Origin of the sequence: Collimonas rhizosphaerae (assembly GCF_038896935.1) — a bacterium.
Classification (GTDB): Bacteria; Pseudomonadota; Gammaproteobacteria; order Burkholderiales; family Burkholderiaceae_D; genus Collimonas; species Collimonas rhizosphaerae.
The window spans coordinates 152,659-176,506 of record NZ_JBANDC010000011.1 but is presented as its reverse complement, the minus strand read 5'-3'; the positions used below and the strand labels follow the sequence as shown (position 1 = coordinate 176,506).

The following is a 23,848-nucleotide window of genomic DNA, read 5'->3' as shown; positions in this document are numbered from 1 at the left end:
CCCCCCCCCCCCCCCCCCCCCCCCCCCCCCCCCCCCCCCCCCCCCCCCCCCCCCCCCCCCCCCCCCCCCCCCCCCCGGCTTTTTTCATGACTTGGCCAGGCGTCGGGTTCAGGCCAGCACGCGGCGCAGCCAGTTGCCGATGTCGGCAACTTCTTCCGCGCACACCGAGTGCGGCATCATGTATTCATGCCATTCGACCTGGTAGCCCAGCTGTGCCAGCAAGTCGCGCGATTTTTCCGCGCGGTCGATCAGCACCACCGGATCGCCGCGGCCATGGGCCTGGAAAATCGGCGTGTGCTGGTTGGCGGCATGGCGTTCGGCGGCGGTCTTGTCGCTCAGCGGCAGGTAGCCGGACAGGCACATCAGGCCGGCCAGTTTTTGCGGATAACGCAAACCGGTCTGCAGCGCCATCGCGCAGCCTTGCGAGAACCCGGCGATCACGATCTTGTCGGCGGCGATGCCGAGCGCGATCTGCTGCGCGATCAAGGCTTCGATTTCGATTTGCGATTTGCGCAGTCCGGCTTCGTCTTCGCGCCGGATCAGGTCGGTGGTCAGGATGTCGTACCAGGCCGGCATCACGTAGCCGTTGTTGATGGTCACCGGGATGGCCGGCGCGCTCGGGAACACGAAGCGGATGCCGGGGCAGCCGTCCAGGTCCAGTTCTTTCACGATAGGAACGAAGTCGGAGCCGTCGGCGCCGAGGCCGTGCATCCAGATGACAGCCGCGGTTGGCGTTTCAGAAGTAGCGATTTCCAGGGTTTCGAGAGTGCTTGGCATGGGATGGTCCGGATAGAAAGATGGTTGGAAACTAGGGAAGCGATGGCGTCAGATCACCATCAGGTCTTTGCCGACGATGATTTCACCGCTGAATTGCTTGCACGCCTCGGCCGACCACATGTCGTCGCTGATGGCCGGGTCGCCGCCGGGCACGAAATGGCTCAGCACCAGCGTCTTGACGCCGGCGCGCGCCGCTATCCGGCCGACCTGGGCGGTGCTGGTATGGCTCTTGACCAGGTGGTCGAGCAGGGTCGGCGCGTTGTCGACGGTCTTCATCAGTTTTTCCAGCGCCGGCAGGTACATGACTTCGTGCACCAGCACGTCGGCGCCCTTGGCCAGCTTGATCAGGTTCTCGCTGTAGGCGGTATCGCCGGAGAACACGACCGAGCGGTCCTTGGTGTCGAAACGATAGGCGAAGGCGGGCTTGAGCGTGTAGTGGTCGACCAGCGCGGCGGTCATCTTGACCTGGTCGTTTTCCATGACCACGCACGGGCCGTCGAATTCGTGGGTGTTGATCAAGGGGCGCAATGGCGGCCGGCCTTCTTCCTGCATGCGGGTGGCGATGTCGATGGCGTTCATGTGGACAAAATCGTCCATCATCTGGCGCATTCCCGGCGGCCCGTACAGATGCACAGGCGTCGCCAGGCCGGTGGCCCAGGCCAGGAACACCAGGTTGCCGAGGTCGGCATTGTGGTCGGAATGCTGGTGGGTCAGGAAAATATCGCGTATCTGCGGCAGCTTGATGCCAGCCTTGGTCAATTGCAGGGCGACGCCGTTGCCGCAGTCGACGACATATGGCTGTCCGTCTACCAGCAGCACATTGGCCGGCGCCGCGCGCAAGGCCGACGGCGTCGGTCCGCCCTTGGTGCCCAGCAGGATCAGTTGCGTGCCCTTGTTGGCGGCGGTCGTCTGCGCTTGCACCGCCGGTAGCCAGGGCAAGGCCGCGGCACTGCCCGCGGCCAGCGCGAGTCGCATGAAATCACGGCGCGAAGCGCGGGAGCGAGGCTCATTCATTGTCTGTTTTCCCCTTCAGGCACAGCCCGACGATATCGGCGGCGTTGGCTTTTTGCTGCCAGGCCGAGACCTGGTTTTTTGCGGCATTGCGCAGGCTGTCTTGTATCTCCTGGGCCGGCGCCAGGTCTAGCGTCATTTTATGGTCGCGCATGCGGCTGTAGTTGCCGGCGATGCGATCCTTGACGCTGCTCCAGGAGCCAGCGGCGGTGCGTTGGGCCGCTTCTGTCAGTATCGCCTGCTGTTCCGGTTTCAGCTGCTGCCAGACATCCTGGTTGATGACGGTGTAGCTCAGCGGGATGGAGTAGCTGACCGCGCTGAAATTGCGCAGCTGTTCCCACAGGCGGTTGCCGGCGCCGCCGTCGCCCGACGACAGCACCGCATTCAGTTCGCCGGCGGCCAGCTTGGCCGGGACTGCTGAAAACGGCAGGTTCACGCTTTGCGCGCCGACTTGTTCAAATACGGCGCGGCTGTTTTCATCGTAGGTGCGGATCCGCAGCGCCCGCAAGGCCGCCAGGCCGGTCAGCGGCGTGGCCGACCAGATGCCCGATGGCGGCCACGGCGTGACGTACAGCAGGTGTGCGTTGAGCTTGCGCAGGTGCTGCTCGGCTGCCGGCTGGGCGCAGCTGGCGAGCGCCCTGGCCTGGTCGAAGCTGCTGACCGTGAATGGCAGCGAGGACAGCAGGAAGAACGGATCGCTGGCGCCGACGATGCCGGCAAACAGCGTGGCCATTTCGACCTTGCCATCGCTGACGGCGCCGACCTGGGCGCTGCCCTTGAACGGGTTCTGGGTTTCCTGCTGGGTATCGATGGCGAGCGTGCCGCCGGCCAGCTGCTTGACGCTGGCCGCAAACTGCAAGTCGGCGGCGGCGGTGACCGAGGTCGCCGGATATTCGTTGATCAGGCGCAGGGCCTGGGTTTGCGCCAATAAAGGTGGGTTAAGCGCCAATGTCAGTAACGGCAGGAGCAAGGCTGTGATCATGCGAGATTTGGCAACGGTGGTTGGCAACATGATGCTGTTCGCTGAAAAATGGTTGGAAGACATCGAAGCTTGCTTAAAGATGGCGGAGCGTGCCCCTGCCGATAGGAGCAACAATATACCGGATACGCGCATTCGAAGCTATTTGGAAAGGTTCTCCGCTACGAATTTACGGTCAGCGTTGAATCAAGAGCCGAGGAATCCAGATTTTCGATTCAATCGTGTTTTTTGCGGGTTATAGTTGCCAGGTTCCTGGGGAGCAATATTTTTAACCAGAGTTTCACCGACTGCTATAGCTTGAGAGGCAAGATGAAATCATTGATGGTGGCGGTCCTTTATGTACTTCTTACGGGCCAGGCTCTCGCAGAAGAAGCTGAGGTCAAAGTTTTTGCAATTCAGGGAGAGCGTCTGCAATACCAGCCGCCTCAGGGCTGGAAAATCGCATATATGGAAGGGACGCCGGACGGCGATTATGTGATTGAGTACCTTCCTGATGGCGAAAATCTGGCGTCCTGGCGGACCGGTTATCTTTCGATACGCCGTAAATCCTTACCTTCTGAAAATATCATGGATCAGATCAAGGCCAAAAAACTGCATTTGCCGGCGTTGGTGGCGGCACAGTTGCAGCAAGATGCAAAGCAAGGATGCCAAGGAAAGTTTGAAGCCATGAGTCACCGCGACAATACATACAATAATTTATATTTTTCGGTAAGCGGCGGTTTTTGCGGCAAGTACGGCAGCGCAGCCCCATACGGCGAAGGCAGTATCGTTGCCGTTGTCGAAGCGAAGGCTAATTTTTTCACTATCCAGTATGGCTGGCGTCCCGCCAGCGATACTGACCTGAAAGATTATGCTTGGCGGATTACACCGGAAAACGCTGAGAAATATATCAAATCGATTATGCGAATGCGCGTTTGCGAAGATGCTGCGGCTTGCCAGCCTTAGAAATCACGGTAGCGGGTTTGCCGCAACTGTCGGGCGAATTGCAGATTTGGGCCGAAATGCCTTGCACAGCGCCTCGTTGGTTTCGATGTACGGGCCGCCGATCAGGTCGATGCAGTAGGGCACGGCAGAGAAAATGCCGGATACCTTTTGTTTGCCGTCAGCGTCCTTCAAACCCTCCAGGGTTTCCTTGATAGCCTTCGGCTGGCCGGGCAGGTTCAGGATCAATGCCGCATGGTCGGCGCTTTCGCGGATCACCGCGACTTGCCGCGACAGGATCGCGGTAGGCACGAACTGCAGGCTGATCTGCCGCATCTGTTCGCCGAAGCCGGGCATTTCCTTGGTAGCCACCGCCAGGGTCGCTTCCGGCGTCACGTCGCGCCGCGCCGGGCCGGTGCCGCCGGTAGTCAGCACCAGGTCGCAACGCTGCTGGTCCACCAGCTCGACCAGGGTTTGTTCGATCAGTGCGCGGTCGTCGGCGATCAGGCGGGTTTCGACTTGCCAGGGAGTGCTGAGCGCAGCCGCCAGCCAGTCTTGCAGGGCGGGGATGCCCTGGTCCTGGTAGACGCCGGCGCTGGCGCGATCGGAAATCGACACCAGGCCGATCTTCAGGCTTTGCTCAGGATTTGTTGTGCGCATTTTGTTAGTCTTGCTGGTCTTCGTCGTCCTGTTCCCCGTCGTCCGCTCCGGCGCCGGGTTTCTGCAGCTGTTTCAGCAGCTGGAAGATTTCGCGGTAAGCCTTGGGCGGCTTGTTCTCCGCCTGTTCCTTGCGGCCGTTGCGGATCAGGGTGCGGATGTGCTGCACGTCCAGTTCAGGGTGCTGCGCCAGCAGTTCGGTCAGCGCGCCGTCGTCCTTCAGCAGGCGGTCGCGATGGCGCTCCAGCGCGTGCATGGCGGCGGTGTCGGCTTTCGACAAGCCTCTCCAGCTATCCAGGGTTTTCTGGATCTCGGCGATTTCGTGCGGCTCCAGCGTACGCATTTTCTTGCCTACGTACTGGGTCTGGCGGCGGCGCCCTTCGTGGTCCTTGATCTGCTGGCATTCGAGGATGGCGTCGCGCACATCTTCCGGCATCGGCACCCGCTTGACGCGGTCGCGCGACTCGGCGATCAGCTCTTCGCCGAGCTTCTGCAGGGCAGTCATCTCGCGCTTGAGCTGGGACTTGGAGGGACGGTCGTATTCTTGTTCGAACTCGCTGGACTGAAAGCCGCAGGAGCCCCGGTTGGGATTTGGCATGATGTTAAGGGTACTTCCATACTGTAAACGACTGCTATGATAACCGTTTTATACCTTTTCCAAAGAAAACCGACCCATGAGCGACTCCGTATTTATCCATAGTCAAGAGCAATTGCAACAGTTGGCGCAGGATGTCTTGCGTTATGCGCGGGAAAAAGGCGCTTCCGGCGCCTCTGTCGAAATCAGCGAAGGCAGCGGCTTGTCGGTGGGCGTGCGCAAGGGCAGCGTCGAAACGATCGAGCAAAACAAGGACAAGGGCATGGGCGTCACCGTCTACCTGGGCGAGGAAGGCCATACCCGGCGCGGCAATGCCAGCACCTCCGATTTTTCGGCCAAAGCCCTGCAAGACACGGTGGAAGCGGCCTACAACATCGCCCGCTTTACCGCCGAGGACGATTGCGCCGGCTTGCCGGATGTTGATACTTTGGAAATGAATCCGCTGGACCTGAAGCTGTGTTCGCCGTGGCTGATTTCGGCGGAAGAAGCTGTCGAACTGGCAAAACGTTGCGAAGCGGCAGCATTTGCCGTCGACAAGCGCATCACCAACAGCGAAGGCGCCGGCGTCTACGCCCAGCAATCGCACTTCGTCAGCGCCAATTCGCGCGGTTTCATGGGTGGTTATCCGTTTTCGCGGCACACCATTTCAGTCGCGCCCATCGCCGGCAAGGGCGGCAACATGCAGCGCGACGACTGGTACTCGTCGATGCGCGATCCGCGGCAGCTGGCCAAGCCGGAAGCGATCGGTCGTTACGCCGCGGAGCGCGCACTGGCGCGGCTGAATGCGCGCCAGCTGGATACCCGCAAATGCCCGGTGCTGTTCGAGGCGCCGCTGGCGGCCGGCCTGCTGGGGGCCTTCGTGCAGGCGGTGTCGGGCGGCGCGCTGTACCGCAAGTCGACCTTCTTGCTGGATACCCTGGGCAAACCGGTGTTTGCGCCGCATATCCAGATCGTGGAAGACCCGCACGTGATCGGCGCGGTCGGTTCTGCGCCGTTCGACGAGGAGGGCGTCAAGACGCAGAGGCGCGACGTGGTCAAGGACGGCGTGGTGCAGGGCTACTTCCTGTCGACCTATTCGGCGCGCAAGCTGGGCATGAAAACCACCGGCAATTCCGGCGGCTCGCATAACCTGAGCATGACTTCGTCGCTGACCAAATCCTCGGACAACTTCAAGGCGATGCTGAAAAAGCTCGATACCGGCCTGCTGGTGACCGAGCTGATGGGGCAGGGCGTCAACTACGTCACCGGCGACTATTCGCGCGGCGCTTCCGGCTACTGGGTAGAAAAGGGCGTGATCCAGTACCCGGTGGAGGAGATCACGATCGCCGGCAACATGAAAGACATGCTGGCGCAGATCGTCGCCATCGGCGCCGATTCGCTGATCCGCGGCACCAAGCAGACCGGCTCGGTATTGATCGAAAGCATGACCGTGGCAGGCAACTGACCGCAGGCCTCGGCGCCTTGTCGAGGCGGCTTTAGCCGGTATCCGACACCTCCCTCGCGGAGGTGTTTTTTTGTCTCCATTTTTTGCCCCCATTGCTTGCATTGTCAAAAACATCAAAAAAAGCAAGCGCTTGCGCAAGCGCTTGCTTTCCACTAAGATTGATCGAAAATCAGGTCGCGGACGATATTTCGGCGCGGCCCAGGCAAAGATAAAAGACGCAAGGAGACAAATGAAAATCCCGCATCCAGGCGAGGCAACCAGCCTCCGTCCAGCATCAGAACCGATATCCGTGATTGAGCGATCGCTCACGCTGAAAGCCATGTTGGCTGCGGTTATCTATTGATTTCTCTGGATTTCTCTGAAGAATATTTATCCTGTCACACAAACTGTTTATCGATTCGACGGCTTTTGAAAAAAACTGATCGATCAGTCAAAACAAGGGGTTGTCCATGAAACCTGAAGCAGGCGCAACGCCAATCCTCGAGATGCGCGGCATCTCCAAGACCTTCAGCGGCCTGCGGGTGCTGAAAGAGGTCGACCTGACCGTGTATGCCGGCGAAGTCCATGCCTTGATGGGCGAGAACGGCGCCGGCAAGTCGACCCTGATGAAAGTGCTGTCCGGCGCCCACCAGGCCGACGCCGGCGGCGAGATCCGCATCGACGGCCGGCGCGTCGCCAGCTACGGCCCGGGCGCCGCCAAGGAACATGGCGTGGCGGTCATCTACCAGGAGTTGAGCTTGTGCCCCAACCTGAGCGTGGCCGAGAACATCTATCTCGGGCGCGAACTGAAGCGCGGCTGGAGCGTCGACCGCAAGGCGATGGAGGCTGGCTGCGTCGACGTCTTGAAACGCCTGGGTGCGGAATTCAAGCCGCAGACCAAGGTCAGCACGCTGTCGATCGCTGAACGCCAGCTGGTGGAGATTGCGCGTGCGATCCATGCCCATGCGCGGATCCTGGTGATGGACGAACCCACGACGCCGCTGTCTTCGCGCGAGACTGACCGTTTGTTCGCGCTGATCCGCCAGTTGCGCCAGGAGGGCTTGGCGATCGTCTACATCAGCCATCGCATGGCTGAAATCTACGAATTGTCGGACAAGGTCTCGGTATTGCGCGACGGCAAGCACGTCGGCATGCTGGCGCGCGCAGAGCTGTCGGCCGAAGCGCTGGTGAAAATGATGGTGGGGCGCGACCTCTCCGGTTTCTACAAGAAGGAACATGCGCGTTACGATCCCGGCAATGTCGTCATGCGGGTGCGCGACATGGCTGACGGCAAACGGGTCCGCGGCTGCAGTTTCGACCTGCACGCGGGCGAGGTGCTGGGCATCGCCGGCCTGGTCGGCGCCGGCCGCACGGAGCTGGCGCGCCTGATCTTTGCCGCCGATCCGCGCATTTCCGGCACGCTGGAAGTGGCCGGCAAGGCGGTGACATCGCTGCGCGGCCCGGTCGATGCGATCCGCGCCGGGGTCGCCTACCTGACCGAAGACCGCAAATCGCAAGGCCTGTTCCTGGACATGAGCGTGCGCGACAACATCAACGTCTGCGCCTGCGTGCCGGACGCCAGCCATGGCGGCGTGCTGGACCGCAGCCGCGGCGCGCAGCGCGCCGGCGCCGCCATCAAGTCGCTGGCGATCCGGGTGGCTTCGCCCAACATCAATGTCGGCGCACTGTCGGGCGGCAATCAGCAGAAGGTGCTGCTGGCGCGCCTGCTGGAAATCAAGCCGCATGTGCTGATCCTGGACGAACCGACGCGCGGAGTCGACATCGGCGCCAAGTCGGAGATCTACCGCATCATCAACGAACTGGCCCAGGCCGGCATCGGCGTGGTGGTGATTTCCAGCGAACTGCCGGAAATCGTCGGCACCTCGGATCGGGTGCTGGTGATGCGCGAAGGCGAGCTGGTGGCCGAACTGGGCGGGCATTCGGGACGTGAAATCACCCAGGAAAACATTATCGAGCTGGCGACCGGCGCGCAGCAGGTGGAGCCGCAGGCGGCATGACCGGCAGGCGGCTTGAGCACGCAAGGCGGCAATCATGAATCAGAACAGCATGGAGACAAATATCATGGAAGCAAGTAGCAAGATCACGGCCGAGACCATCGGCAAGCGCGAACAGCTGCGCGATTTGTTGCGCACGGTCGGCATGCTGCCGGTGCTGCTGTTGCTGGTGCTGGGTTTCGCCCTGATGAGCGAAAATTTCTTCACGGTGCAGAACCTGTCGATCATCACCCAGCAGGCGTCGGTGAATATCGTGCTGGCGGCCGGCATGACCTTCGTCATCCTGACCGCAGGCATCGACCTCTCGGTCGGCGCGATCCTGGCGGCGTCGGCAGTGGTGGCGATGCTGGCTTCGCTGTCGCCGCAGTTCGGCATGCTGGGGATCGCCGCCGGCATCGGTTTCGGCCTGCTGCTGGGCCTGGCAAACGGCGTCCTGATCGCTTTCATGCGCTTGCCGCCGTTCATCGTCACGCTCGGCGCGCTGACCGCGATGCGCGGCCTGGCGCGGCTGCTGGCGGACGACAAGACAGTATTCAACGCGGAGCTGCCGTTTGCCTTCATTGGCAACGATTCAGTGCTGGGCGTGCCCTGGCTGGTGATCATCGCCTTGCTGGTGGTGGCGGTTTCCTGGTTCATCCTGCGCCGTACCGTGATCGGCGTGCAGATCTACGCGGTGGGCGGCAACCATGAAGCGGCGCGCCTGTCCGGCATCAAGGTCTGGAAGGTGCTGCTGTTCGTGTATGCGGTGTCGGGCTTGCTGGCCGGCCTGGGCGCGGTCATGACTGCATCGCGCCTGTCCGCCGCCAACGGCTTGCAGCTGGGGCAATCCTACGAGCTGGATGCGATCGCGGCGGTGATCCTGGGCGGCACCAGCTTTACCGGCGGCGTCGGCTCCATCGGCGGCACCCTGGTCGGTGCGCTGATCATCGCAGTGCTGACCAACGGCCTGGTGCTGCTGGGCGTGTCCGACATCTGGCAATACATCATCAAGGGCATCGTGATCATCGGCGCGGTGGCGCTGGACCGTTACCGCCAGTCTGGCGCGCGTACCTGAGCCTGATCAAAAGATTTCTCGACCACCGGGTGCGACAAGCTGGTCGTTGTCCCTGGATTTTCATATGACCGGCAACAGGAGATCAAGCATGATGAAAAAAATCGCTATGGCCGCAATACTTCCGCTGACGCTGGCCTTGACCATGTCGGGCGTGGTGCAGGCGCGTGAGCTGAAGGCAGTCGGCATCACCGTCGGTTCGCTCGGCAATCCTTATTTCGTGACGCTGGCCAACGGCGCCAAGGCCAAGGCCCAGCAGATCAATCCCAACGTCAAGGTCACCGCGGTGTCGGCCGACTATGACCTGAGCAAGCAGTTCACGCAGATCGACAATTTCATTTCAGCCGGGGTCGACCTGATCCTGCTCAATGCTACCGATCCGGTCGCCATCGAGCCGGCCATCAAGAAAGCGCAAAAGGCCGGGATCGTGGTGGTGGCGGTGGATGTCGGCGCCAAGGGCGTCGATGCCACGGTGCAGACCGACAACGAACTGGCCGGCAAGCTGGCCTGCAAATACCTGGTCGACAAGCTGGGCGGCAAGGGTAACGTGATCATCCAGAACGGGCCGCAGGTGACCGCCGTCACCGACCGCGTCAAAGGCTGCAAAGCGGTGTTTGCCGCAGCGCCCGGCATCAAGTTGTTGTCCGACGACCAGGATGGCAAGGGCTCGCGCGAAGGCGGCCTGAACGCCATGCAAGGCTACCTGACGCGTTTCCCGAAAATCGACGGCTTGTTCACCATCAACGATCCGCAGGCGATCGGCAGCGACCTTGCCGCCAAGCAGCTCAAGCGCAGCGGCATCATCATCACTTCGGTCGACGGCGCGCCGGACATCGAAGCGGCGTTGAAATCGGGCACGTCGATCCAGGCATCGTCCAGCCAGGACCCTTGGGCCCAGGCCCAGGATGCGGTGGCCATCGGCTACGACATCCTGAACGGCAAGCGTCCCGCCAAGCCGGTGGTTTTGCTGGCGCCGGTGCTGATTACTCATGATAATGTCGCTACCTATAAAGGCTGGTCCAGCCAGCGCTGACGTGAAAAGGCGGCTGCCGGAACCGGGTTGCCGGCAGCCGCCGGCCTAAAGCAAGGGGAGAACAAGTGGCTACGATGGATGATGTCGCAAGAATCGCGAAGGTCTCGACTTCGACGGTCTCGCATGTCTTGAACGGTACGCGCAAGGTGAGTCCGGCTACCGTGCGTGCGGTAGAAGCGGCGATCGAGGCGCTCGGCTACATCCCCAACACCCTGGCGCGCTCGCTGGCGCGTTCGACATCGAATACGATCGGCGTGGCGATTTCCGCGCTCTCCAACCATTATTTCAGCGAAACCGTGCACGCCATCGAAACCGAATGCGCCAGGCACGGCATCATGATGCTGTATGTCGACACCCGCGACGATCCGGAGCAGGAACTGCGCGCGGTCAAGGCGCTGCACCACCGGCGGGTCGACGGCATCCTGCTGGCGCCGTCCGCCGATCCGCAGCACCTGGCGCTGGAATACCTGCGCGCCAACGAGATCCCGGCGGTGCTGGTGGACCGCCTGGTGGCGCAGGGTTTCGACCAGGTCGGCGTGGAAAACAAGAAATCCTCGCAGGAGCTGGTCAGCCACCTGGTCGAGCATGGCCATAAACGCATCGCATTGATTTCCGGCAGCCCGGGCCTGACCACGACCGACGAGCGGATTGAAGGCTACCGCGCGGCGCTGGACGCCGCCGGCCTGCGCTTCGACCCGGCGCTGCTGGTCAGCGGCGAATCCAGCAGCGAACCGGCAAGGCGGGCCACCCGCCAGCTGCTGACGTTGGCGGCGCCGCCGACCGCCATCATGGCCGCCAACAACCTGATGACCATCGGCGCCATGCATGCCTTGCGCGACGCCAAGGTCGACGTGCCGGAACAGATCGCCTTGGTCGGTTTCGACGATTTCGACTGGGCCGATTTTTTCATTCCGCGCCTGACCGTGATGGCGCAGCCGGTCAAGGAACTGGGAATGCGGGCAGTCAAGCTGCTGATGAAGCGGATCGAAGCGCCGGACGGCAAAAAACAGACGGTACGGCTGGCGCCGACGCTGCGCATCCGCAACTCCTGCGGCTGTCTTTGATACTTTTTACTGGAAACGGATATCTATGGGTAGTCCCATTTCGCTAGGGATAGATCTCGGCACGTCGGAACTGAAAGCGGCATTGCTGGACGAAAGCGGCACGGTGCTGGCGCATGCCGGGGCCCGCCTGGCTATCTCGCGGCCGCAGGCCGGCTGGTCGGAGCAGGATCCGGAAGACTGGTGGCAAGCCTGCCTGGCGGGCCTGCATCAGTTGCGGCAGCAGCAGCCGGGCGCGTACGCCAGGGTGCGCTGCATCGGTCTGTCAGGACAGATGCATGGCGCAGTGCTGCTGGACCGGGACAACCATGTGCTGCGCCCGGCGATCCTGTGGGACGATTCGCGCGCGCTGGCACAGGCGCAATGGCTGGAGCGCGCGCATCCTGCTTTCGCCGGCATCACCGGCAGCCTGCCGATGGCGGGGTTGACCGCGCCCAAGCTGTTGTGGCTGCGCGAGCATGAGCCGCAGCTGTTCAGCCGGATTTCCTGCGTGCTGTCGCCCAAGGATTACCTGCGCCTGCGCCTGACCGGCGAGCGCATCAGCGACGTCTCCGACGCCGCCGGCACGCTGTGGCTGGACGTGCATAAGCGCGACTGGTTCGAGCCCATGCTGCAAGCCACCGGGCTGGAGCTGCATCACATGCCGCGGCTGGTGGAAGGTTCGGCGGCGTCAGCCGACCTGAGCGCGGCCGCGGCATCGCAGCTGGCGCTGCAGCCGCCGGTGCTGGTGGCCGGCGGCGGCGGCGACAATCCGGTATCGGCGGTGGGCATCGGCGCGATCGAGGCCGGCCAGGCTTTTGTCACGCTCGGCACCAGCGCCGCCATGGTCGCGATTACCGACCATGTGGCCGGCAATCCGGCCAGCGCGGTGCACAGCTTTTGCCACGCGCTGCCGCAGCGCTGGTACACCATGGGTGCGATGCTGGCCGGCGCCAGCTGCCTGCGCTGGGCCACCCAGCTGCTGGGACAGGCCAGCGAGCAGGCCTTGCTGCAACAGGTGCAAGAGCATTTGCCGCTGGACCAGCCGGTTCCCGCGGCGACGCCGTTGTTCCTGCCTTACCTGGCTGGCGAGCGCACCCCGCACAACGATCCGCTGCTGCGCGGCGGCTTCATGAACCTTGCTTATGAGACGACGCCGGCGATGCTCGGTTATGCGGTGCTGGAAGGCGTGGGTTTCGGCCTGCGCGATGCGATGGCCGCAGTGCAGTCGGCGGGCGCGGAAGTGGCCGCCTGTTCGCTGGTCGGCGGCGGCGCCCGCAGCGACTATTGGGCGCAGCTGCTATCGAACATCCTCGACCGCGAAATCTACACCCTGTCGGGCAGCGAGCTCAGCGCCTGCATCGGCGCCGCCAAGCTGGGTTTCCTGGCGTATGGTTGCGGCCAAGACTTGCCGGGCCTGGGCATGCCGGTCAAGGCGCGCTTCGTGCCGGCAGCCGGGCAGCAGGAAGTTCTGCAAGAGCGCTACCGCAAATTCCGCGGATTGTTTTCCGCTGCGCAGGCTCTGCACGACTGAACTTTGACGAATTTTTGACTTCTTACTGCATTCCCTAGCCACAAGGATAGACATGAACCAGCTGGACCAGCTCAAGCAATATACGACCGTCGTAGCAGACACAGGCAATTTCAAGCAGCTGGCGCAATTCAAGCCGCGCGACGCCACCACCAATCCATCGCTGATCCTGAAGGCCGTGCAGCAAGCCGATTATGCGCCGCTGCTGGCCGAGACGGTCGCCGCCCATGCCGATAGCGCGCTGGACCAGATCGTCGACCAGGTGCTGGTGCGTTTCGGCCTGGAGATCTTGCAAGTGGTGCCGGGCCGGGTCTCGACCGAAGTCGACGCCAGGCTGAGTTTCGACACCGCCGCCACGGTGGCCCGGGCGCGCCGCATCATGGCCTTGTATGAAGCCGCCGGCATTGGCCGCGAGCGGGTGCTGATCAAGATCGCTTCAACCTGGGAAGGGATCCAGGCCGCGGCCATCCTGGAGCGCGAAGGCATACGCTGCAACCTGACCCTGCTGTTTTCCTTTTGCCAGGCGATTGCCTGCGGCGCCGCCAAGGTACGCCTGATCTCACCATTCGTCGGCCGCATCTACGACTGGTACAAGAAATCCGCAGGCAGCGCCTGGGATGAATCAGCGAATACGCTTGGCAACGATCCTGGCGTGAAGTCGGTGGCGCAGATCTACAGTTATTACAAGCGCTTCGGGATCGACACTGAAGTGATGGGAGCCAGTTTCCGCAACGTCGGCCAGATCGCCGCGCTGGCAGGGTGCGACCTGCTGACCATCAGTCCGGACCTGCTGGCGCAGCTGCAAGCCAGCGACGCGCCTTTGTCGCGCGCGCTGGACAAGGATGCCGCCGCCGCTGCCGACCTGCGCGAAATCAGCTACGACGAAGCCGGCTTCCGCTATGCGCTCAACGACGACGCCATGGCTACCGAAAAACTGGCGGAAGGAATACGCGGTTTTGCCGCCGACGCCTTCAAGCTTGACCACATCATCGAAGGCTTGCTGGCCTCGGCGCGGGCTTAAACCGGCTGCGGCAAGTCGTCCTGCAAGGCTTGCCGGCGCCAGCGCCAGCCCAGCAGCGCCAATGCCAATGCGGCATGCAGCAGCGCGATGCCAAGCATCTGCCAGCCGTTGCCGATGTGCAGCGGCATGAAAAATATGGCGAGCGCTTTCAAGCCCATCATGTTGCTCAGGAATGGCAGCAAGCCGTTGATGAGCGCCAGGTACAGGATGGTGGTGGCGCCGACCCGCTTGCTCTTGCCGGAAAACGCGAAGAACAGGTAGACGCAGCAGTCGCGCAACAGCATCAGGGCCAGCGCCGGCGCCAGGAAAGACAGGTCGGCTGTGGTTATCCGCAGCTTGAACGGCAATTCCTGGGCGCTGCTGAACTGCAGCAGCAAGGCCAGGCAGAAGCTCAGGACCAGCGTGGTCGGCCAGATCGGCAGGTTCTGGAACAGGCCGTGCCAGTTGCCGGTCTTGGCCCTGGCGACGACTCGCTGCCAGAGCGCGATATCGTTTTCTTCCGTGAACAGCGCGGCATAGGTCATGGCTAGCGCGAACAGCAATCCTATCCACAGCAGTCCGGCGCCGCCGCTAAAGCCGCCGACATAGGCCGCCAGCAGGCAGCAGGCTAGCGGCCAGGCCCAGGGAGCGGTGGTGATCTGCAAGGCGCTGTTCATGCTGCGCCAGGCGGCGAACACGGCGATGGCGGCGAAGAACGCGACGCTGGCCAGCAGGAAAGAACTGTAGGCAAACGGCTGGCCCCACCAGGAAACGGAGGCGTCGGCCGCGGAGCGGAACGGCGGCGCGAACATCACGGCGATCAGCACCACCGCCCAGGCGATGCCGCCGCGCTGCACGGCGCGTATGTCGCTGCGCATCAGGTGCAGGTTCAAGGCAATCGTCGCGGCATGCATCAGGATGCCCAGCGCGGCCAGGGTCAGGCCGCTGCTCAAGGGCATGCTATGCTCGCGCACCAGGGCCGCAATCACGAACACCAGCAGGCACAGCAGGCCGCCATACCAGTTGAAGGCGGTGGCGCCGAACAGCTTGCCCCAGGTCATGGTCCAGGGATCGAGCGCGCTCATGCGCTGCTGGTCCCAGGTCTTGTCGCGGATTTCTTCGATCACGGCGTTGCTGGCGTTGCGGGTACCCCACAGGCAGACGATGCCGCCGAACAGGACCAGCGCCACGCTGTCGAGCGGCACGCCGCCCGGCCAGTTGTCGTTGGCGAGGCTGAGCGTGAAAAAAACCAGTCCCAGGATGGCCGGCATGGCGATCAGGCGATGCAGGGAAAACTGCAGCCACAGGTTGCGTTTGAATTCAGGATTGATCATGATGCGCTCCCGCTTGCAATGTTTTGTCCGTTTTGTTCATAGCTGGCCACTGAGCGCAGGTAGGATTGCTGCAGGTTTTCCTTCTGGTCGGCGAAGCTGGAGACCTGCAGGCCGCCGGCGATCAGGCGCGCCAGCAACGCCGCCTGGGCGTGTTCGTCGCCGCTGAACATGAAGTCGGCGCTGCGCTCGTCGCTGGCGCTGACCTGCAATGCCGGTTCGGCTGCCAGCTGCGCATGCAGGCCGGGATTGGCTTGCGCCAGCGTGATCCGCAGCGATTTGCGCGGCGCCTGCGCGGTGCTGCCGTGATCCAGCGCGCGATATTCCAGCACCTTGCCGTCGCGCAGGGCCAGCATGTGGGTGGAGTATTCGTCCAGTTCGGCCAGGATATGCGACGACACCAGCAAGGTCATGCCCTGCGCCTGCAACAGGCGGAACAGGCCGGCCAGGCTGGCGCGCGCTTCCGGATCAAGGCCGGATGCCGGTTCGTCCAGCAGCAGGATCTGCGGCCCGTGGATGACGGCCTGGCCGATCGCGACCCGCTGGCGCAGGCCGCGCGACAGCTTGTCGCAGGTCTGCTGCAGGCGCTCCGTCAGTCCCAGCTGCTGCGCCGTGGTCTGTATCGCCTGCGGGATCGCCGGCGCCGGCAAGCCCTGGGCGGCGGCGGCATATTCAAAACACTGCGCCACTGTCAGCGACTGGTACAGGCCGTAGAAATCGGACAGGTAGCCCATGATCCGGTGCACTTCGCGCGGCCGTTCCAGCACATCCATGCCGGCCACGCTGATCGAGCCGGCGAGGGGCGTTTCCAGGCCGGCGATGCAACGCATCAGGGTGGTTTTGCCGGCGCCGTTGGAGCCGACCAGCGCGGTCACGCTGCCGGCCTCGACTTGCAGGCTGACCTGGTGCAAGGCGCGATGGCCGGGATAATCGAAGGTAAGGCCAGAGATTTTTATCATGAAGGTCGGTCTTCCGGTGAAGGGGCGCAGGCGATAAGTTGCTAATAATAAAGCAACGCATAGAGGAATGCGCGCTAAATTGCGCCCGGCAACAGCGTGTATCAATAACCGGCCAGCTGTTACCAAATGATTCACCTGCCTCGCAGGGCGCGCAACTCCGGTTAAATAGCCAATTTATTTACAGGAGATTGCCATGCATGTTAACCAGTTGCGGTCCGCCTTGAAGTGGGGCTCGGCGCTAGTCTGCCTAAGCCTGGCGGCCTCGGTGCTGGCGGCGCCGGTGATGGATTTCCGTAGCGAAGACGTGCTGTCGGCGGCGGACGGCGTGAAAGACGAACTGCACCTGAACCAGAACCAGCAGACCTTGTGGCGCCAGATCGAAACCAAGACGCGCGGCATCCTGGGCGAGCGGGAAAAACGGCAGCGCGACCTGCAGGCAAACATGGCGAACGGCCTCAAGGACCCTGCTATCGACTTGCGCCAGCTGTCGGCGGCGATCGACGCCGAATCCGGATTGTCGGCCCAGGACGGACGCCAGCTGCGCGACCTGTGGCTGACCATGAACGATGCGCTCGACGACCAGCAGCGGCAGGCAGTGCGGCTGTTCCTGGCGGACCGGCTGCAGCGTGTGGACCAGGCTTCTTGCGAACGCAGTTCCGTGGTCGGCAAGGACAAGTTGTCCGGTAAAGGAGGGCACGGCGGCAAAGGCATGGGCGGCATGGGCGGCGCGAATGGCGGCGGCATGCAGTAGTTTTCCGCGATGGTTTTCCGTTCCGCCGCGATTTAACAATGGTTTGCAAATTACCAGCTTTTCATTCGAACTGAACCGAACTCCCGTCCTCTAAAATGTTCATAGCGAGTTTGCTGGAACTCTGGCTGGCCTCTGCCGATGCGGCTGCGGCCGGCGCTTTATATATTGGATGCGGTAATGCGGTTAAAGCAGATAAGTGGTTTGCTGGTGGTGGGCAGTGTGCTGGGATTGAGTGCTTGCAGTTCGGTGGTGACCGAGGGCAGTTCGGCCGCGGCCGGGGTTGCCGGCACCGCGCTGGCGGGCAAGGTGACCAATAACGCCGCGGTCGCCACCGGCATCGGCCTGGGCGTGCAGGCTGCGGCGCGCGCCGGCGTGCAATACGAGCAGCGCCAGGTGCATGGCGAAGAGCAGGATGCGATTGCCAAGGCTGCCGGCGGCCTGGCTGTCGGAGCGGTCGCCAACTGGCAGATCAGGCACTCGCTGCCGATCGAAGACAACGAGCGCGGCCGGGTCACCGTCAGCCGCGTCATCGCCAGCCAGGGCATGAGCTGCAAGGAAATCGTGTTTTCCGTCGACGGCCTGGTGGACAAGGCGAGCAAGCCGACCAGCGAATTTTATGTGGCGACCATCTGCCAGGCGGGACCAGCCTGGAAGTGGGCGTCGGCCGAACCCGCAACCGAGCGCTGGGGAGCTTTGCAGTGATGCTGCGCGGCGGTTTCTTGCGCGGCGCCGCCGGTGGCGCCTGCTTGCTGGCGATCGCGGCAGCATTGAGCGGCTGCAACAGCATCGGCGGTTTTGCCGGCGCCGCGGCCGGCGTCGCCAGCGGTGCGGTCACTTCCAATCCGGCAGTCGGTTATGCCATCGGCATAGGCGTGCAAGCCGCCACCGACGCCACCACCAAATACGTATTCCGCAACTGGCAAAAAGCCGAACAGGATGAAATCGCCGCTATCGTCGGCCAGCTGGATGTGGGCCAGGCGCGCAAGTGGGCCATCGTCCACCAGATCGCCTACGGCAACGAACACGGAGAAGTGCGTGTCACGCGCCTGATCGATACGCCGCTGGCCTTGTGCAAGGAAGTGCTGCTGTCGGTCGACAGCGGCACAGGCGTCGAGTTGAAACGCGCCTGGTATACCGCCAGCGCCTGCCGCAGCGACGATGTATGGAAATGGGCGGCGGCGGAGCCCGCGGTGGAACGCTGGGGCAGCTTGCAGTAGTTTTACCAGCGGCCGGCCAGCATCAGGAAACCCGGGATCCAGCAGGAAACGATGCCGATGAATGCAGTAATGTGGCCCAGGGAACGGATGGTTTTCTGCAGCGCCAATGCCAGGAAGAACAGGAACCAGAGCAGTCCCCATGTCAGCCACATCATGGTCGAACGCATGTCCTGCTCGACCGCCAGCCACGCCATCGGCAAGGTGTTGATGGCGACGAACAGGCAATACCATCCCAGTCCCTTGCCGTTCATGCCTTTCCATTGCACCACCGCCAGGTACAGGTAAGTGAAGGCAAACAGCAAGCCTGCCGCGACGCTGAGATAGCCGGCATTGTCGATGCTGCGCACCATGCCAATAAAGCTGATGGATAGCGCCAGGGCGCCGACCAGGAAATTGAAGACGGCGTTTTCACGCGCCTCGATGCGGCCGGTCAGGCCGACGCCGTTGACGACCAGCACGGCGCCGATGAACAGTAGAGCGATGCCCAACATGATGTAATTCCTTCTGCAAGACTGCCGATAGCGTTGTCGGACTATCCGGGTTTGCAGGGAAGATACGCGTTTCGCCGGTTTGAAGGTATGCCGGAAATGAATAAGGCCAATAGGCATATCGGCCTTGAATTCGGATGCTGAATGGGTTTAATGCCCGGCGCGTCAGCCGCCCAGGTACGCTTCCAGCACCTTGGGATTGTGCAGCAGGTTGCTGCCGCTATCGGCCAGCACGATCTTGCCGGTTTCCAGCACGTAGCCGCGCTGGGCGATCCGCAGCGCCTGGCGGACGTTTTGCTCCACCAGCAGGATGGTCAGGCCGGTGCGGTTGATTTCCTGGACGATGCGGAAAATTTCCTGCACCAGCAGCGGCGCCAGCCCCATCGACGGTTCGTCCAGCAGCAGCACGCGCGGCTTGGCCATCAGCGCGCGGCCGATCGCCAGCATCTGCTGTTCGCCGCCGGACAGGTTGCCGGCCAGGCCGTCCTTGCGCCGCTGCAGCACCGGGAACAGGGAATACACCCAGTCCAGGTCCTGCGCGACCTGCGCCTTGTCCTTGCGGGTGTAGGCGCCCAGCGCCAGGTTCTCGGCGATGCTCAGGGTGGTCAGCGTGGCGCGGCCTTCCGCCACCTGTACCACGCCGCTCTGGACGATCTTGTGCGGCGACAGCCGGGTCAGGTCTTGCTGACGGTCTTGCTGATTGAATAGCACCTGTCCGCGGGCCGGCTTGAGCAGGCCGGAGATGGCAAGCAGGGCGGTGCTTTTGCCGGCGCCGTTGGCGCCCACCAGCGCGGTGATTTCGCCTTCGTTAAGCGCCAGGTCGATGCCTTTGACCGCTTCGATATGGCCGTATGAAACCGCCAGGTCCCGCACTTGCAGGATCGGTGTAGCGTTGCTCGTCATTCCGCGTCTTCCTTGCCCAGGTAGGCTTCGATCACTTCCGGATTGTTCTTGATCTGGTCGGGGCTGCCCTCGGCGATGATGCGGCCGAAGTTGAGCACCGCGATGCGGTCGCACAGGCCCATCACGAAACGCATGTCGTGTTCGATCATGAAAATGCTGAAGCCGCGCTGCTTGATGTTCAGGATTTCCGTCATCAGCTCGGTTTTTTCGGCGGGATTCATGCCGGCTACCGGCTCGTCCAGCAGCAGCAGCTTCGGTTTGGTCGCCAGCGCCCGGGCGAATTCCAGCTTGCGCTGCTCGCCGTAGGACAGGCTGTCGGCCAGCATTTCCGCCTTGTGGTCCAGGCGCACCCAGGACAGCAGTTCCAGCGCCCGCTCGCGCGCCTGGGCTTCGATCTTCCTGAAGCTGCCGAGGTTGAACAGCAGGCCGCCGAAACCATAGTGCATGTGATCGTGCATGCCGACCACGACGTTTTCCAGCAAGGTCATTTCCTTGAACACGCGGATGTTCTGGAACGTGCGGGCGATGCCGCGTTCAGTGATCTTGTGCGGCGCGACCTTGCCGATGTCGGCGCCGTCGAATTCGATGGCGCCGCCGGATGCGCGCAGCAGGCCGGTGATCAGGTTGAAGACGGTGGTCTTGCCGGCGCCGTTAGGCCCGATCAGGCCGAAGATGCCGCCTTGCGGGACGTTGAAGTTGACGTCCTGCAGTACCTGCAGGCCGCCGAAGTTCTTGCTGATATTCTTGAGTTGAAGCATCAGTTGTTTCCTCCAGCCTGGGTCTTGCGCTGGAAAAATGCGCGGATCCGGCGCGGGTCCCAGATGCCTTTCGGCAGATACAGGATCACCAGCACCAGGATCAGGCCGTTGACCACTGCGCGGTAGCTGTTGAAATCGCGCAGCGCTTCCGGCAGCAGCGTCAGCACCATGCCGCCGATGGTCGGGCCGACCAGGGTGCTGGTGCCGCCGAACACCGCCATGGTCAGGATTTCGACGGCGTTTTCGAAGGCATAGTTGCCGGGGCCGATGGTGAACGTGTAGTGGGCGTTGAGACCGCCGGCCACGCCGGCGATGGCGGCGCCGATGACAAACGCCAGCAGCTTGTAGCCGGCGACGTTGACGCCCATCAGGCGCGCCGCCACTTCATCTTCCTTGATGGCTTCGAAGGCGCGGCCGATTTTCGAGCGGCGGATGCGCGCCAGGATGTACAGCGTGGCCGCCAGCAGCAGGACGATGTGCCACCACTCGGTCTTCAGCGGGATGCCGTTCAGGCCGAGCGGGCCGCCGGTGATGTCCATGTTGAGCACGATCACCCGCACCACCTCGCCGAAGCCCAGGGTCGCCATCGCCAGGTACACGCCTGACAGGCGCAAGGTCGGGATGCCGATCACCAGCGCCACCAGCGCCGGCAGCGCGCCGCCGATCGCCAGCGCCGCCGGGAACGGCAAGCCGGTCTGCATGCTAACCAGCGAGGCGGCGTAGGCGCCGATGCCCATGAACGCGGCGTTGGCCAGCGACAGCAGGCCGCAGGACAGGGTGACATAGATCGACAGCGCCAGCATGGCGTTGACGCCGAGGCCGAAAATCACGGTGTTGTAGGTCGACCAGAAACCGTCCCACCAATCCATGAAGCCTATGCTTGTAAACAATTCAGTCATGTCAGGCCTTCCTTTCCAGCACTTTGCCGAACATGCCGGAAGGCTTCACCAGCAGGATCAGGAACAGCAGGCCGAAGCCGACCGCGTCGCGGAAATCGCTGGAAATGTAAGCTACCGTCAACACTTCGGCGAAGCCGAGGAACAGTCCCGCAATCATGGCGCCGCGGATATCGCCCATGCCGCCCAGGATGATGACGGCGATGCCCTTGTGCAGCATCGGCTGTCCCATGAACGGCGTGATGGCGTTGAACGACAGTCCCACCAGCACGCCGGCGGCGCCGCCCAGTGCGGCCGCGGCGAATGAAGTCAGGTAGAACAGGCCTTCGACATTGATGCCGAGCAGGTAAGCCGCTTTCGGCGACTCGGCGATCGCGCGCAAGGCGCGTCCCAGCTGGGTACGGCGCATGACCGCCAGCAGCACCAGCATCAGGATGAAGGAAATCACGACGATGCCGATCTGCACCGCGGTGACATGCAGGTGGCCCCAGTTGTAGCTGTCCTCGGGAATGGTGCCCACCGGGAAGCGCTTGTTCTCGGCGCCGAACAAGCCTTGCGCCAAACTGGTAAGGATGGTGGCGACGCCGATGGTAGCGATCATGGGCGCCAGGTGCGGCGCGTTGCGCGCCCGCAACGGCTTCAGCACCAGGTAGTCGACCAGCAGCCCGATCAGCCCGGACGCAAGCATCGCCGCCAGCATCGCCAGCCACAGCGGCAGCGCCAGGTGCTCCACCAGCAGCAGCGCAGCATAACTGCCCAGCATGAAAATCGCGCCGTGAGATAAATTGATCACGCCCAGCACGCCGAAAACCAGCGTGAAGCCGAGAGCAAACAGCGCATACACGCTGCCCAGCGAAAGGGCGTTGATGAGTTGTTGTTCAAGCATGGAAGATTTTCTTAAATTCAATTAGGGTCAGAGTCGAATATTTTCGTATGGGAATATTCGACTCTGACCCTAATTAATATGCGACGGATGGCGGTCGCGTTGTGACGGCGGGTTTGGCTTATTTCAGCAAGGTGAACTTGCCGCCCTTGGCGATGTTGACGATCGCTTCTTGCTGCGCGTCGTAGCCGACTTCCTTGCCGGTTACCGGCGGCGCCTTGCGGAAGGCGAACTTGCCGGTGGCGCCGTCGATGGTGACTGCCGGCAGGGCCTGCTGCAGGGCGATGCGGTCCTTGTCGAGCGCGCCGCTGAGCTTGATTTTCTTCAGGGCGGCGGCGACGATGTGCAGGGCGTCGTAGGCTTGCGCGGCGAACTGGTCGGGATCGCTGCCGAACTTGGCCTTGTAGGCGGCGATGAAAGCCTTGTTGGCCGGCGTCAGGTTTTCCGACGACCATGGGCTGCCCATGATGGTGTCGTCGCCGGCGCCCTTGGCGATATCAAACAGCTTCGGCGAATTCAGGCCGTTGCCGCCGATGAACGGCTGCTTCATGCCGAGCGCGCGGGTTTGCAGGATGATGTTGGCGGCTTCTTCGGTCAGGCAGGAGCAGACGATGGCGTCCGGATTGGAGGCCTTGATCTTGGTCAGCTGCGCCTTGAAGTCGACGTCGCCCTTGGCATACGCCTCGGTAGTGGTAACCGGGATCTTTTGGTCGGCCAGTGTACCCTTGAAGACATCGTAGCCGCTCTTGGTGAACGCGTCGTCGTTGCCGTAGATGATGGCGACCTTCTTGATGCCGAAATGCTTGACCGCGGCGCGCGTGGTGACCGGCAGCACGTCGGCTTCCATCACGGAGTTGCGGAAGGTGAACGGGCCCATGGCGGTGATGCCGTCGGCGGTGTTGCTGGTGCCGAAGGCGACTACCTTGGCGGCGTTGGCGATCGGGTCGGCGGCGAACGCCGAGTTGGACAGGGTAGGGCCGAACACCAGCAGCGCTTTGTCCTTGAAGATCAGTTTCTTGAAGACGTTGATCGCTTCTTCTTTTTTGCCTTGCTCGTCTTCGATCACCAGCAGCAGCTTGTTGCCGTTGACGCCGCCGGCGGCGTTGACTTCATCGGCGGCCAGCGAAAAGCCGTTCTTGATGGCGACGCCGTACTTGGCGGCCGGGCCGGTCAGCGCCGCCGCCAGGCCAAGCTTGACGTCAGCGGCATGCGCCGCGCTGGCCAGGCCGGTGGCGAGCATCAGCAACGGCAGTGTTTTCAACATGGTTTTGAATTGCATTTCGATGTCCTCCAAGAGACCGTTTTTTTAGGCGGCGTCGCTCCATGGCAAGAGGTCGGCCAGCGTTTTTTGTTTTGGCGCGCACGCAGGCCCGCCAAAGGTGAACAAAGTATAAGGGATTTTCGGTCAGAAATTCCTGGCACGCAGCGTGGGGTTTCAGCGTTTGCGAAACACTACGCCTACTACTCGCGAGCCAGGTAAAAAATGGGTGTTTTACGCGGGGATGCAGCGACTTTTGGTCGGTTTTGGAGAGATATTGCGTGGTTTTGGGCAATTATACCCGGCGCTGGAAATTCGTGCCGGCCGCATTCATGCCAAATCGGCATGACGGGAAAGCATTGCGCTTCCCG

General features: G+C 62.6%; 25 protein-coding genes. 12 read left to right on the top strand and 13 right to left on the bottom strand.

Annotated elements, in window-relative coordinates; all coding sequences use genetic code 11:
* Window positions 1-108: 108 nt before the first annotated feature.
* The 3 genes from V8G57_RS17025 to V8G57_RS17015 are packed head-to-tail and all read right to left on the bottom strand — an operon-like array spanning window position 109 to window position 2,800.
* Entirely contained in the window at window positions 109-777 is a 669-nt protein-coding gene (locus tag V8G57_RS17025) for an alpha/beta hydrolase (RefSeq protein ID WP_342830365.1), read from the bottom strand.
* 48 nt (window positions 778-825) lie between these two features.
* Window positions 826-1,791: an MBL fold metallo-hydrolase gene (locus V8G57_RS17020; protein ID WP_342830364.1), complete on the bottom strand. Its 966-nt coding sequence runs from the start codon at window positions 1,789-1,791 to the stop codon at window positions 826-828.
* Window positions 1,784-2,800, bottom strand: coding sequence for a TRAP transporter substrate-binding protein (locus tag V8G57_RS17015; RefSeq protein WP_342830363.1), 1,017 nt, complete (start codon window positions 2,798-2,800; stop codon window positions 1,784-1,786). Before V8G57_RS17015 ends, V8G57_RS17020 begins: the two co-directional genes overlap by 8 nt.
* A 276-nt stretch (window positions 2,801-3,076) precedes the next feature.
* Here V8G57_RS17015 and V8G57_RS17010 point away from each other — a divergent pair, with 276 nt between their 5' ends.
* Entirely contained in the window at window positions 3,077-3,712 is a 636-nt protein-coding gene (locus tag V8G57_RS17010) for a hypothetical protein (protein WP_342830362.1), read from the top strand.
* 3 nt (window positions 3,713-3,715) lie between these two features.
* Here the strand turns inward: V8G57_RS17010 and mog are convergent, their stop codons facing one another.
* Together mog and yjgA are read right to left on the bottom strand one after the other, a co-directional pair.
* Window positions 3,716-4,348 carry a molybdopterin adenylyltransferase gene (gene mog, locus V8G57_RS17005; protein WP_342830361.1) on the bottom strand — a complete coding sequence of 211 codons (633 nt, stop codon included), beginning with the start codon at window positions 4,346-4,348 and terminating at the stop codon, window positions 3,716-3,718.
* 4 nt (window positions 4,349-4,352) lie between these two features.
* Window positions 4,353-4,943, bottom strand: coding sequence for a ribosome biogenesis factor YjgA (yjgA, locus tag V8G57_RS17000; protein WP_342830360.1), 591 nt, complete (start codon window positions 4,941-4,943; stop codon window positions 4,353-4,355).
* Window positions 4,944-5,019: 76 nt separating this feature from the next.
* On the opposite strand from yjgA, the gene pmbA reads away from it, so the two are divergent.
* The 8 genes from pmbA to tal all read left to right on the top strand — a co-directional run bounded on the left by pmbA (window position 5,020) and on the right by tal (window position 14,054).
* Complete coding sequence (pmbA, locus tag V8G57_RS16995; protein WP_342830359.1) at window positions 5,020-6,384, top strand: metalloprotease PmbA; 1,365 nt, start codon at window positions 5,020-5,022, stop codon at window positions 6,382-6,384.
* A gap of 70 nt (window positions 6,385-6,454) precedes the next feature.
* Window positions 6,455-6,727, top strand: a complete 273-nt coding sequence (locus V8G57_RS16990) for a hypothetical protein (protein ID WP_342830358.1) — start codon at window positions 6,455-6,457, stop codon at window positions 6,725-6,727.
* A gap of 106 nt (window positions 6,728-6,833) precedes the next feature.
* Window positions 6,834-8,381 (top strand): sugar ABC transporter ATP-binding protein, encoded by a 1,548-nt coding sequence (locus tag V8G57_RS16985; protein WP_342830357.1) that lies wholly within the window; start codon window positions 6,834-6,836, stop codon window positions 8,379-8,381.
* Window positions 8,382-8,445: 64 nt separating this feature from the next.
* Window positions 8,446-9,432 carry an ABC transporter permease subunit gene (locus tag V8G57_RS16980; RefSeq protein ID WP_342830355.1) on the top strand — a complete coding sequence of 329 codons (987 nt, stop codon included), beginning with the start codon at window positions 8,446-8,448 and terminating at the stop codon, window positions 9,430-9,432.
* A gap of 142 nt (window positions 9,433-9,574) precedes the next feature.
* Window positions 9,575-10,462 (top strand): ABC transporter substrate-binding protein, encoded by an 888-nt coding sequence (locus tag V8G57_RS16975; RefSeq protein ID WP_342830373.1) that lies wholly within the window; start codon window positions 9,575-9,577, stop codon window positions 10,460-10,462.
* A gap of 74 nt (window positions 10,463-10,536) precedes the next feature.
* On the top strand, window positions 10,537-11,526 hold the full coding sequence (locus V8G57_RS16970) for a LacI family DNA-binding transcriptional regulator (protein ID WP_342830372.1): 990 nt from the start codon (window positions 10,537-10,539) through the stop codon (window positions 11,524-11,526).
* A gap of 37 nt (window positions 11,527-11,563) precedes the next feature.
* Complete coding sequence (gene xylB / locus V8G57_RS16965; protein WP_425458296.1) at window positions 11,564-13,036, top strand: xylulokinase; 1,473 nt, start codon at window positions 11,564-11,566, stop codon at window positions 13,034-13,036.
* Between the two features lie 52 nt (window positions 13,037-13,088).
* Window positions 13,089-14,054: a transaldolase gene (tal, locus tag V8G57_RS16960; protein ID WP_342830352.1), complete on the top strand. Its 966-nt coding sequence runs from the start codon at window positions 13,089-13,091 to the stop codon at window positions 14,052-14,054.
* Here the strand turns inward: tal and V8G57_RS16955 are convergent.
* Both V8G57_RS16955 and V8G57_RS16950 read right to left on the bottom strand, forming a co-directional pair.
* Window positions 14,051-15,367: a hypothetical protein gene (locus V8G57_RS16955; RefSeq protein WP_092392801.1), complete on the bottom strand. Its 1,317-nt coding sequence runs from the start codon at window positions 15,365-15,367 to the stop codon at window positions 14,051-14,053. The genes tal and V8G57_RS16955 overlap by 4 nt on opposite strands.
* On the bottom strand, window positions 15,364-16,323 hold the full coding sequence (locus V8G57_RS16950; RefSeq protein WP_342830351.1) for an ABC transporter ATP-binding protein: 960 nt from the start codon (window positions 16,321-16,323) through the stop codon (window positions 15,364-15,366). Before V8G57_RS16950 ends, V8G57_RS16955 begins: the two co-directional genes overlap by 4 nt.
* Window positions 16,324-16,516: 193 nt before the next feature.
* Here V8G57_RS16950 and V8G57_RS16945 point away from each other — a divergent pair, with 193 nt between their 5' ends.
* The 3 genes from V8G57_RS16945 to V8G57_RS16935 all read left to right on the top strand — a co-directional run bounded on the left by V8G57_RS16945 (window position 16,517) and on the right by V8G57_RS16935 (window position 18,291).
* Window positions 16,517-17,074 carry a hypothetical protein gene (locus V8G57_RS16945; protein WP_092392805.1) on the top strand — a complete coding sequence of 186 codons (558 nt, stop codon included), beginning with the start codon at window positions 16,517-16,519 and terminating at the stop codon, window positions 17,072-17,074.
* Window positions 17,075-17,251: 177 nt separating this feature from the next.
* The gene (locus tag V8G57_RS16940) at window positions 17,252-17,776 is read left to right on the top strand and encodes a hypothetical protein (RefSeq protein WP_092393524.1); all 525 of its coding nucleotides are present in this window, start codon (window positions 17,252-17,254) and stop codon (window positions 17,774-17,776) included.
* Complete coding sequence (locus V8G57_RS16935; RefSeq protein ID WP_342830371.1) at window positions 17,776-18,291, top strand: hypothetical protein; 516 nt, start codon at window positions 17,776-17,778, stop codon at window positions 18,289-18,291. The genes V8G57_RS16940 and V8G57_RS16935 overlap by 1 nt, the downstream gene beginning before the upstream one ends.
* Before the next feature lie 2 nt (window positions 18,292-18,293).
* Here V8G57_RS16935 and V8G57_RS16930 read toward each other — a convergent pair whose 3' ends face one another.
* The 6 genes from V8G57_RS16930 to V8G57_RS16905 all read right to left on the bottom strand — a co-directional run bounded on the left by V8G57_RS16930 (window position 18,294) and on the right by V8G57_RS16905 (window position 23,498).
* Window positions 18,294-18,782 (bottom strand): AmiS/UreI family transporter, encoded by a 489-nt coding sequence (locus V8G57_RS16930; RefSeq protein WP_092392809.1) that lies wholly within the window; start codon window positions 18,780-18,782, stop codon window positions 18,294-18,296.
* A gap of 162 nt (window positions 18,783-18,944) precedes the next feature.
* Window positions 18,945-19,682 (bottom strand): ABC transporter ATP-binding protein, encoded by a 738-nt coding sequence (locus V8G57_RS16925; RefSeq protein WP_342830350.1) that lies wholly within the window; start codon window positions 19,680-19,682, stop codon window positions 18,945-18,947.
* Complete coding sequence (locus tag V8G57_RS16920) at window positions 19,679-20,440, bottom strand: ABC transporter ATP-binding protein (protein WP_342830349.1); 762 nt, start codon at window positions 20,438-20,440, stop codon at window positions 19,679-19,681. Before V8G57_RS16920 ends, V8G57_RS16925 begins: the two co-directional genes overlap by 4 nt.
* On the bottom strand, window positions 20,440-21,309 hold the full coding sequence (locus V8G57_RS16915) for a branched-chain amino acid ABC transporter permease (RefSeq protein WP_342830370.1): 870 nt from the start codon (window positions 21,307-21,309) through the stop codon (window positions 20,440-20,442). The genes V8G57_RS16920 and V8G57_RS16915 overlap by 1 nt, the downstream gene beginning before the upstream one ends.
* A gap of 31 nt (window positions 21,310-21,340) precedes the next feature.
* Window positions 21,341-22,222: a branched-chain amino acid ABC transporter permease gene (locus V8G57_RS16910; protein ID WP_092392815.1), complete on the bottom strand. Its 882-nt coding sequence runs from the start codon at window positions 22,220-22,222 to the stop codon at window positions 21,341-21,343.
* Window positions 22,223-22,340: 118 nt separating this feature from the next.
* Complete coding sequence (locus V8G57_RS16905) at window positions 22,341-23,498, bottom strand: ABC transporter substrate-binding protein (RefSeq protein ID WP_342830348.1); 1,158 nt, start codon at window positions 23,496-23,498, stop codon at window positions 22,341-22,343.
* Window positions 23,499-23,848 lie beyond the last annotated feature (350 nt).

Excerpts from the sequence above, each read along its gene's own strand:
- V8G57_RS16940 (WP_092393524.1), top strand. The coding sequence starts at position 17,252 with ATGCGGTTAAAGCAGATAAGTGGTTTGCTGGTGGTGGGCAGTGTGCTG.
- V8G57_RS17025 (WP_342830365.1), bottom strand. The coding sequence starts at position 777 with ATGCCAAGCACTCTCGAAACCCTGGAAATCGCTACTTCTGAAACGCCA.
- V8G57_RS16920 (WP_342830349.1), bottom strand. The coding sequence starts at position 20,440 with ATGCTTCAACTCAAGAATATCAGCAAGAACTTCGGCGGCCTGCAGGTA.
- V8G57_RS16970 (WP_342830372.1), top strand. The coding sequence starts at position 10,537 with ATGGATGATGTCGCAAGAATCGCGAAGGTCTCGACTTCGACGGTCTCG.
- V8G57_RS16905 (WP_342830348.1), bottom strand. The coding sequence starts at position 23,498 with ATGCAATTCAAAACCATGTTGAAAACACTGCCGTTGCTGATGCTCGCC.
- V8G57_RS16910 (WP_092392815.1), bottom strand. The coding sequence starts at position 22,222 with ATGCTTGAACAACAACTCATCAACGCCCTTTCGCTGGGCAGCGTGTAT.
- V8G57_RS16935 (WP_342830371.1), top strand. The coding sequence starts at position 17,776 with ATGCTGCGCGGCGGTTTCTTGCGCGGCGCCGCCGGTGGCGCCTGCTTG.
- V8G57_RS17010 (WP_342830362.1), top strand. The coding sequence starts at position 3,077 with ATGAAATCATTGATGGTGGCGGTCCTTTATGTACTTCTTACGGGCCAG.
- V8G57_RS16975 (WP_342830373.1), top strand. The coding sequence starts at position 9,575 with ATGTCGGGCGTGGTGCAGGCGCGTGAGCTGAAGGCAGTCGGCATCACC.
- yjgA (WP_342830360.1), bottom strand. The coding sequence starts at position 4,943 with ATGCCAAATCCCAACCGGGGCTCCTGCGGCTTTCAGTCCAGCGAGTTC.
- V8G57_RS16980 (WP_342830355.1), top strand. The coding sequence starts at position 8,446 with ATGGAAGCAAGTAGCAAGATCACGGCCGAGACCATCGGCAAGCGCGAA.
- V8G57_RS16930 (WP_092392809.1), bottom strand. The coding sequence starts at position 18,782 with ATGTTGGGCATCGCTCTACTGTTCATCGGCGCCGTGCTGGTCGTCAAC.
- V8G57_RS16950 (WP_342830351.1), bottom strand. The coding sequence starts at position 16,323 with ATGATAAAAATCTCTGGCCTTACCTTCGATTATCCCGGCCATCGCGCC.
- V8G57_RS16925 (WP_342830350.1), bottom strand. The coding sequence starts at position 19,682 with ATGACGAGCAACGCTACACCGATCCTGCAAGTGCGGGACCTGGCGGTT.
- pmbA (WP_342830359.1), top strand. The coding sequence starts at position 5,020 with ATGAGCGACTCCGTATTTATCCATAGTCAAGAGCAATTGCAACAGTTG.
- V8G57_RS16985 (WP_342830357.1), top strand. The coding sequence starts at position 6,834 with ATGAAACCTGAAGCAGGCGCAACGCCAATCCTCGAGATGCGCGGCATC.
- V8G57_RS16915 (WP_342830370.1), bottom strand. The coding sequence starts at position 21,309 with ATGGATTGGTGGGACGGTTTCTGGTCGACCTACAACACCGTGATTTTC.
- V8G57_RS17015 (WP_342830363.1), bottom strand. The coding sequence starts at position 2,800 with ATGTTGCCAACCACCGTTGCCAAATCTCGCATGATCACAGCCTTGCTC.
- tal (WP_342830352.1), top strand. The coding sequence starts at position 13,089 with ATGAACCAGCTGGACCAGCTCAAGCAATATACGACCGTCGTAGCAGAC.
- V8G57_RS16945 (WP_092392805.1), top strand. The coding sequence starts at position 16,517 with ATGCATGTTAACCAGTTGCGGTCCGCCTTGAAGTGGGGCTCGGCGCTA.
- mog (WP_342830361.1), bottom strand. The coding sequence starts at position 4,348 with ATGCGCACAACAAATCCTGAGCAAAGCCTGAAGATCGGCCTGGTGTCG.
- V8G57_RS16955 (WP_092392801.1), bottom strand. The coding sequence starts at position 15,367 with ATGATCAATCCTGAATTCAAACGCAACCTGTGGCTGCAGTTTTCCCTG.
- V8G57_RS17020 (WP_342830364.1), bottom strand. The coding sequence starts at position 1,791 with ATGAATGAGCCTCGCTCCCGCGCTTCGCGCCGTGATTTCATGCGACTC.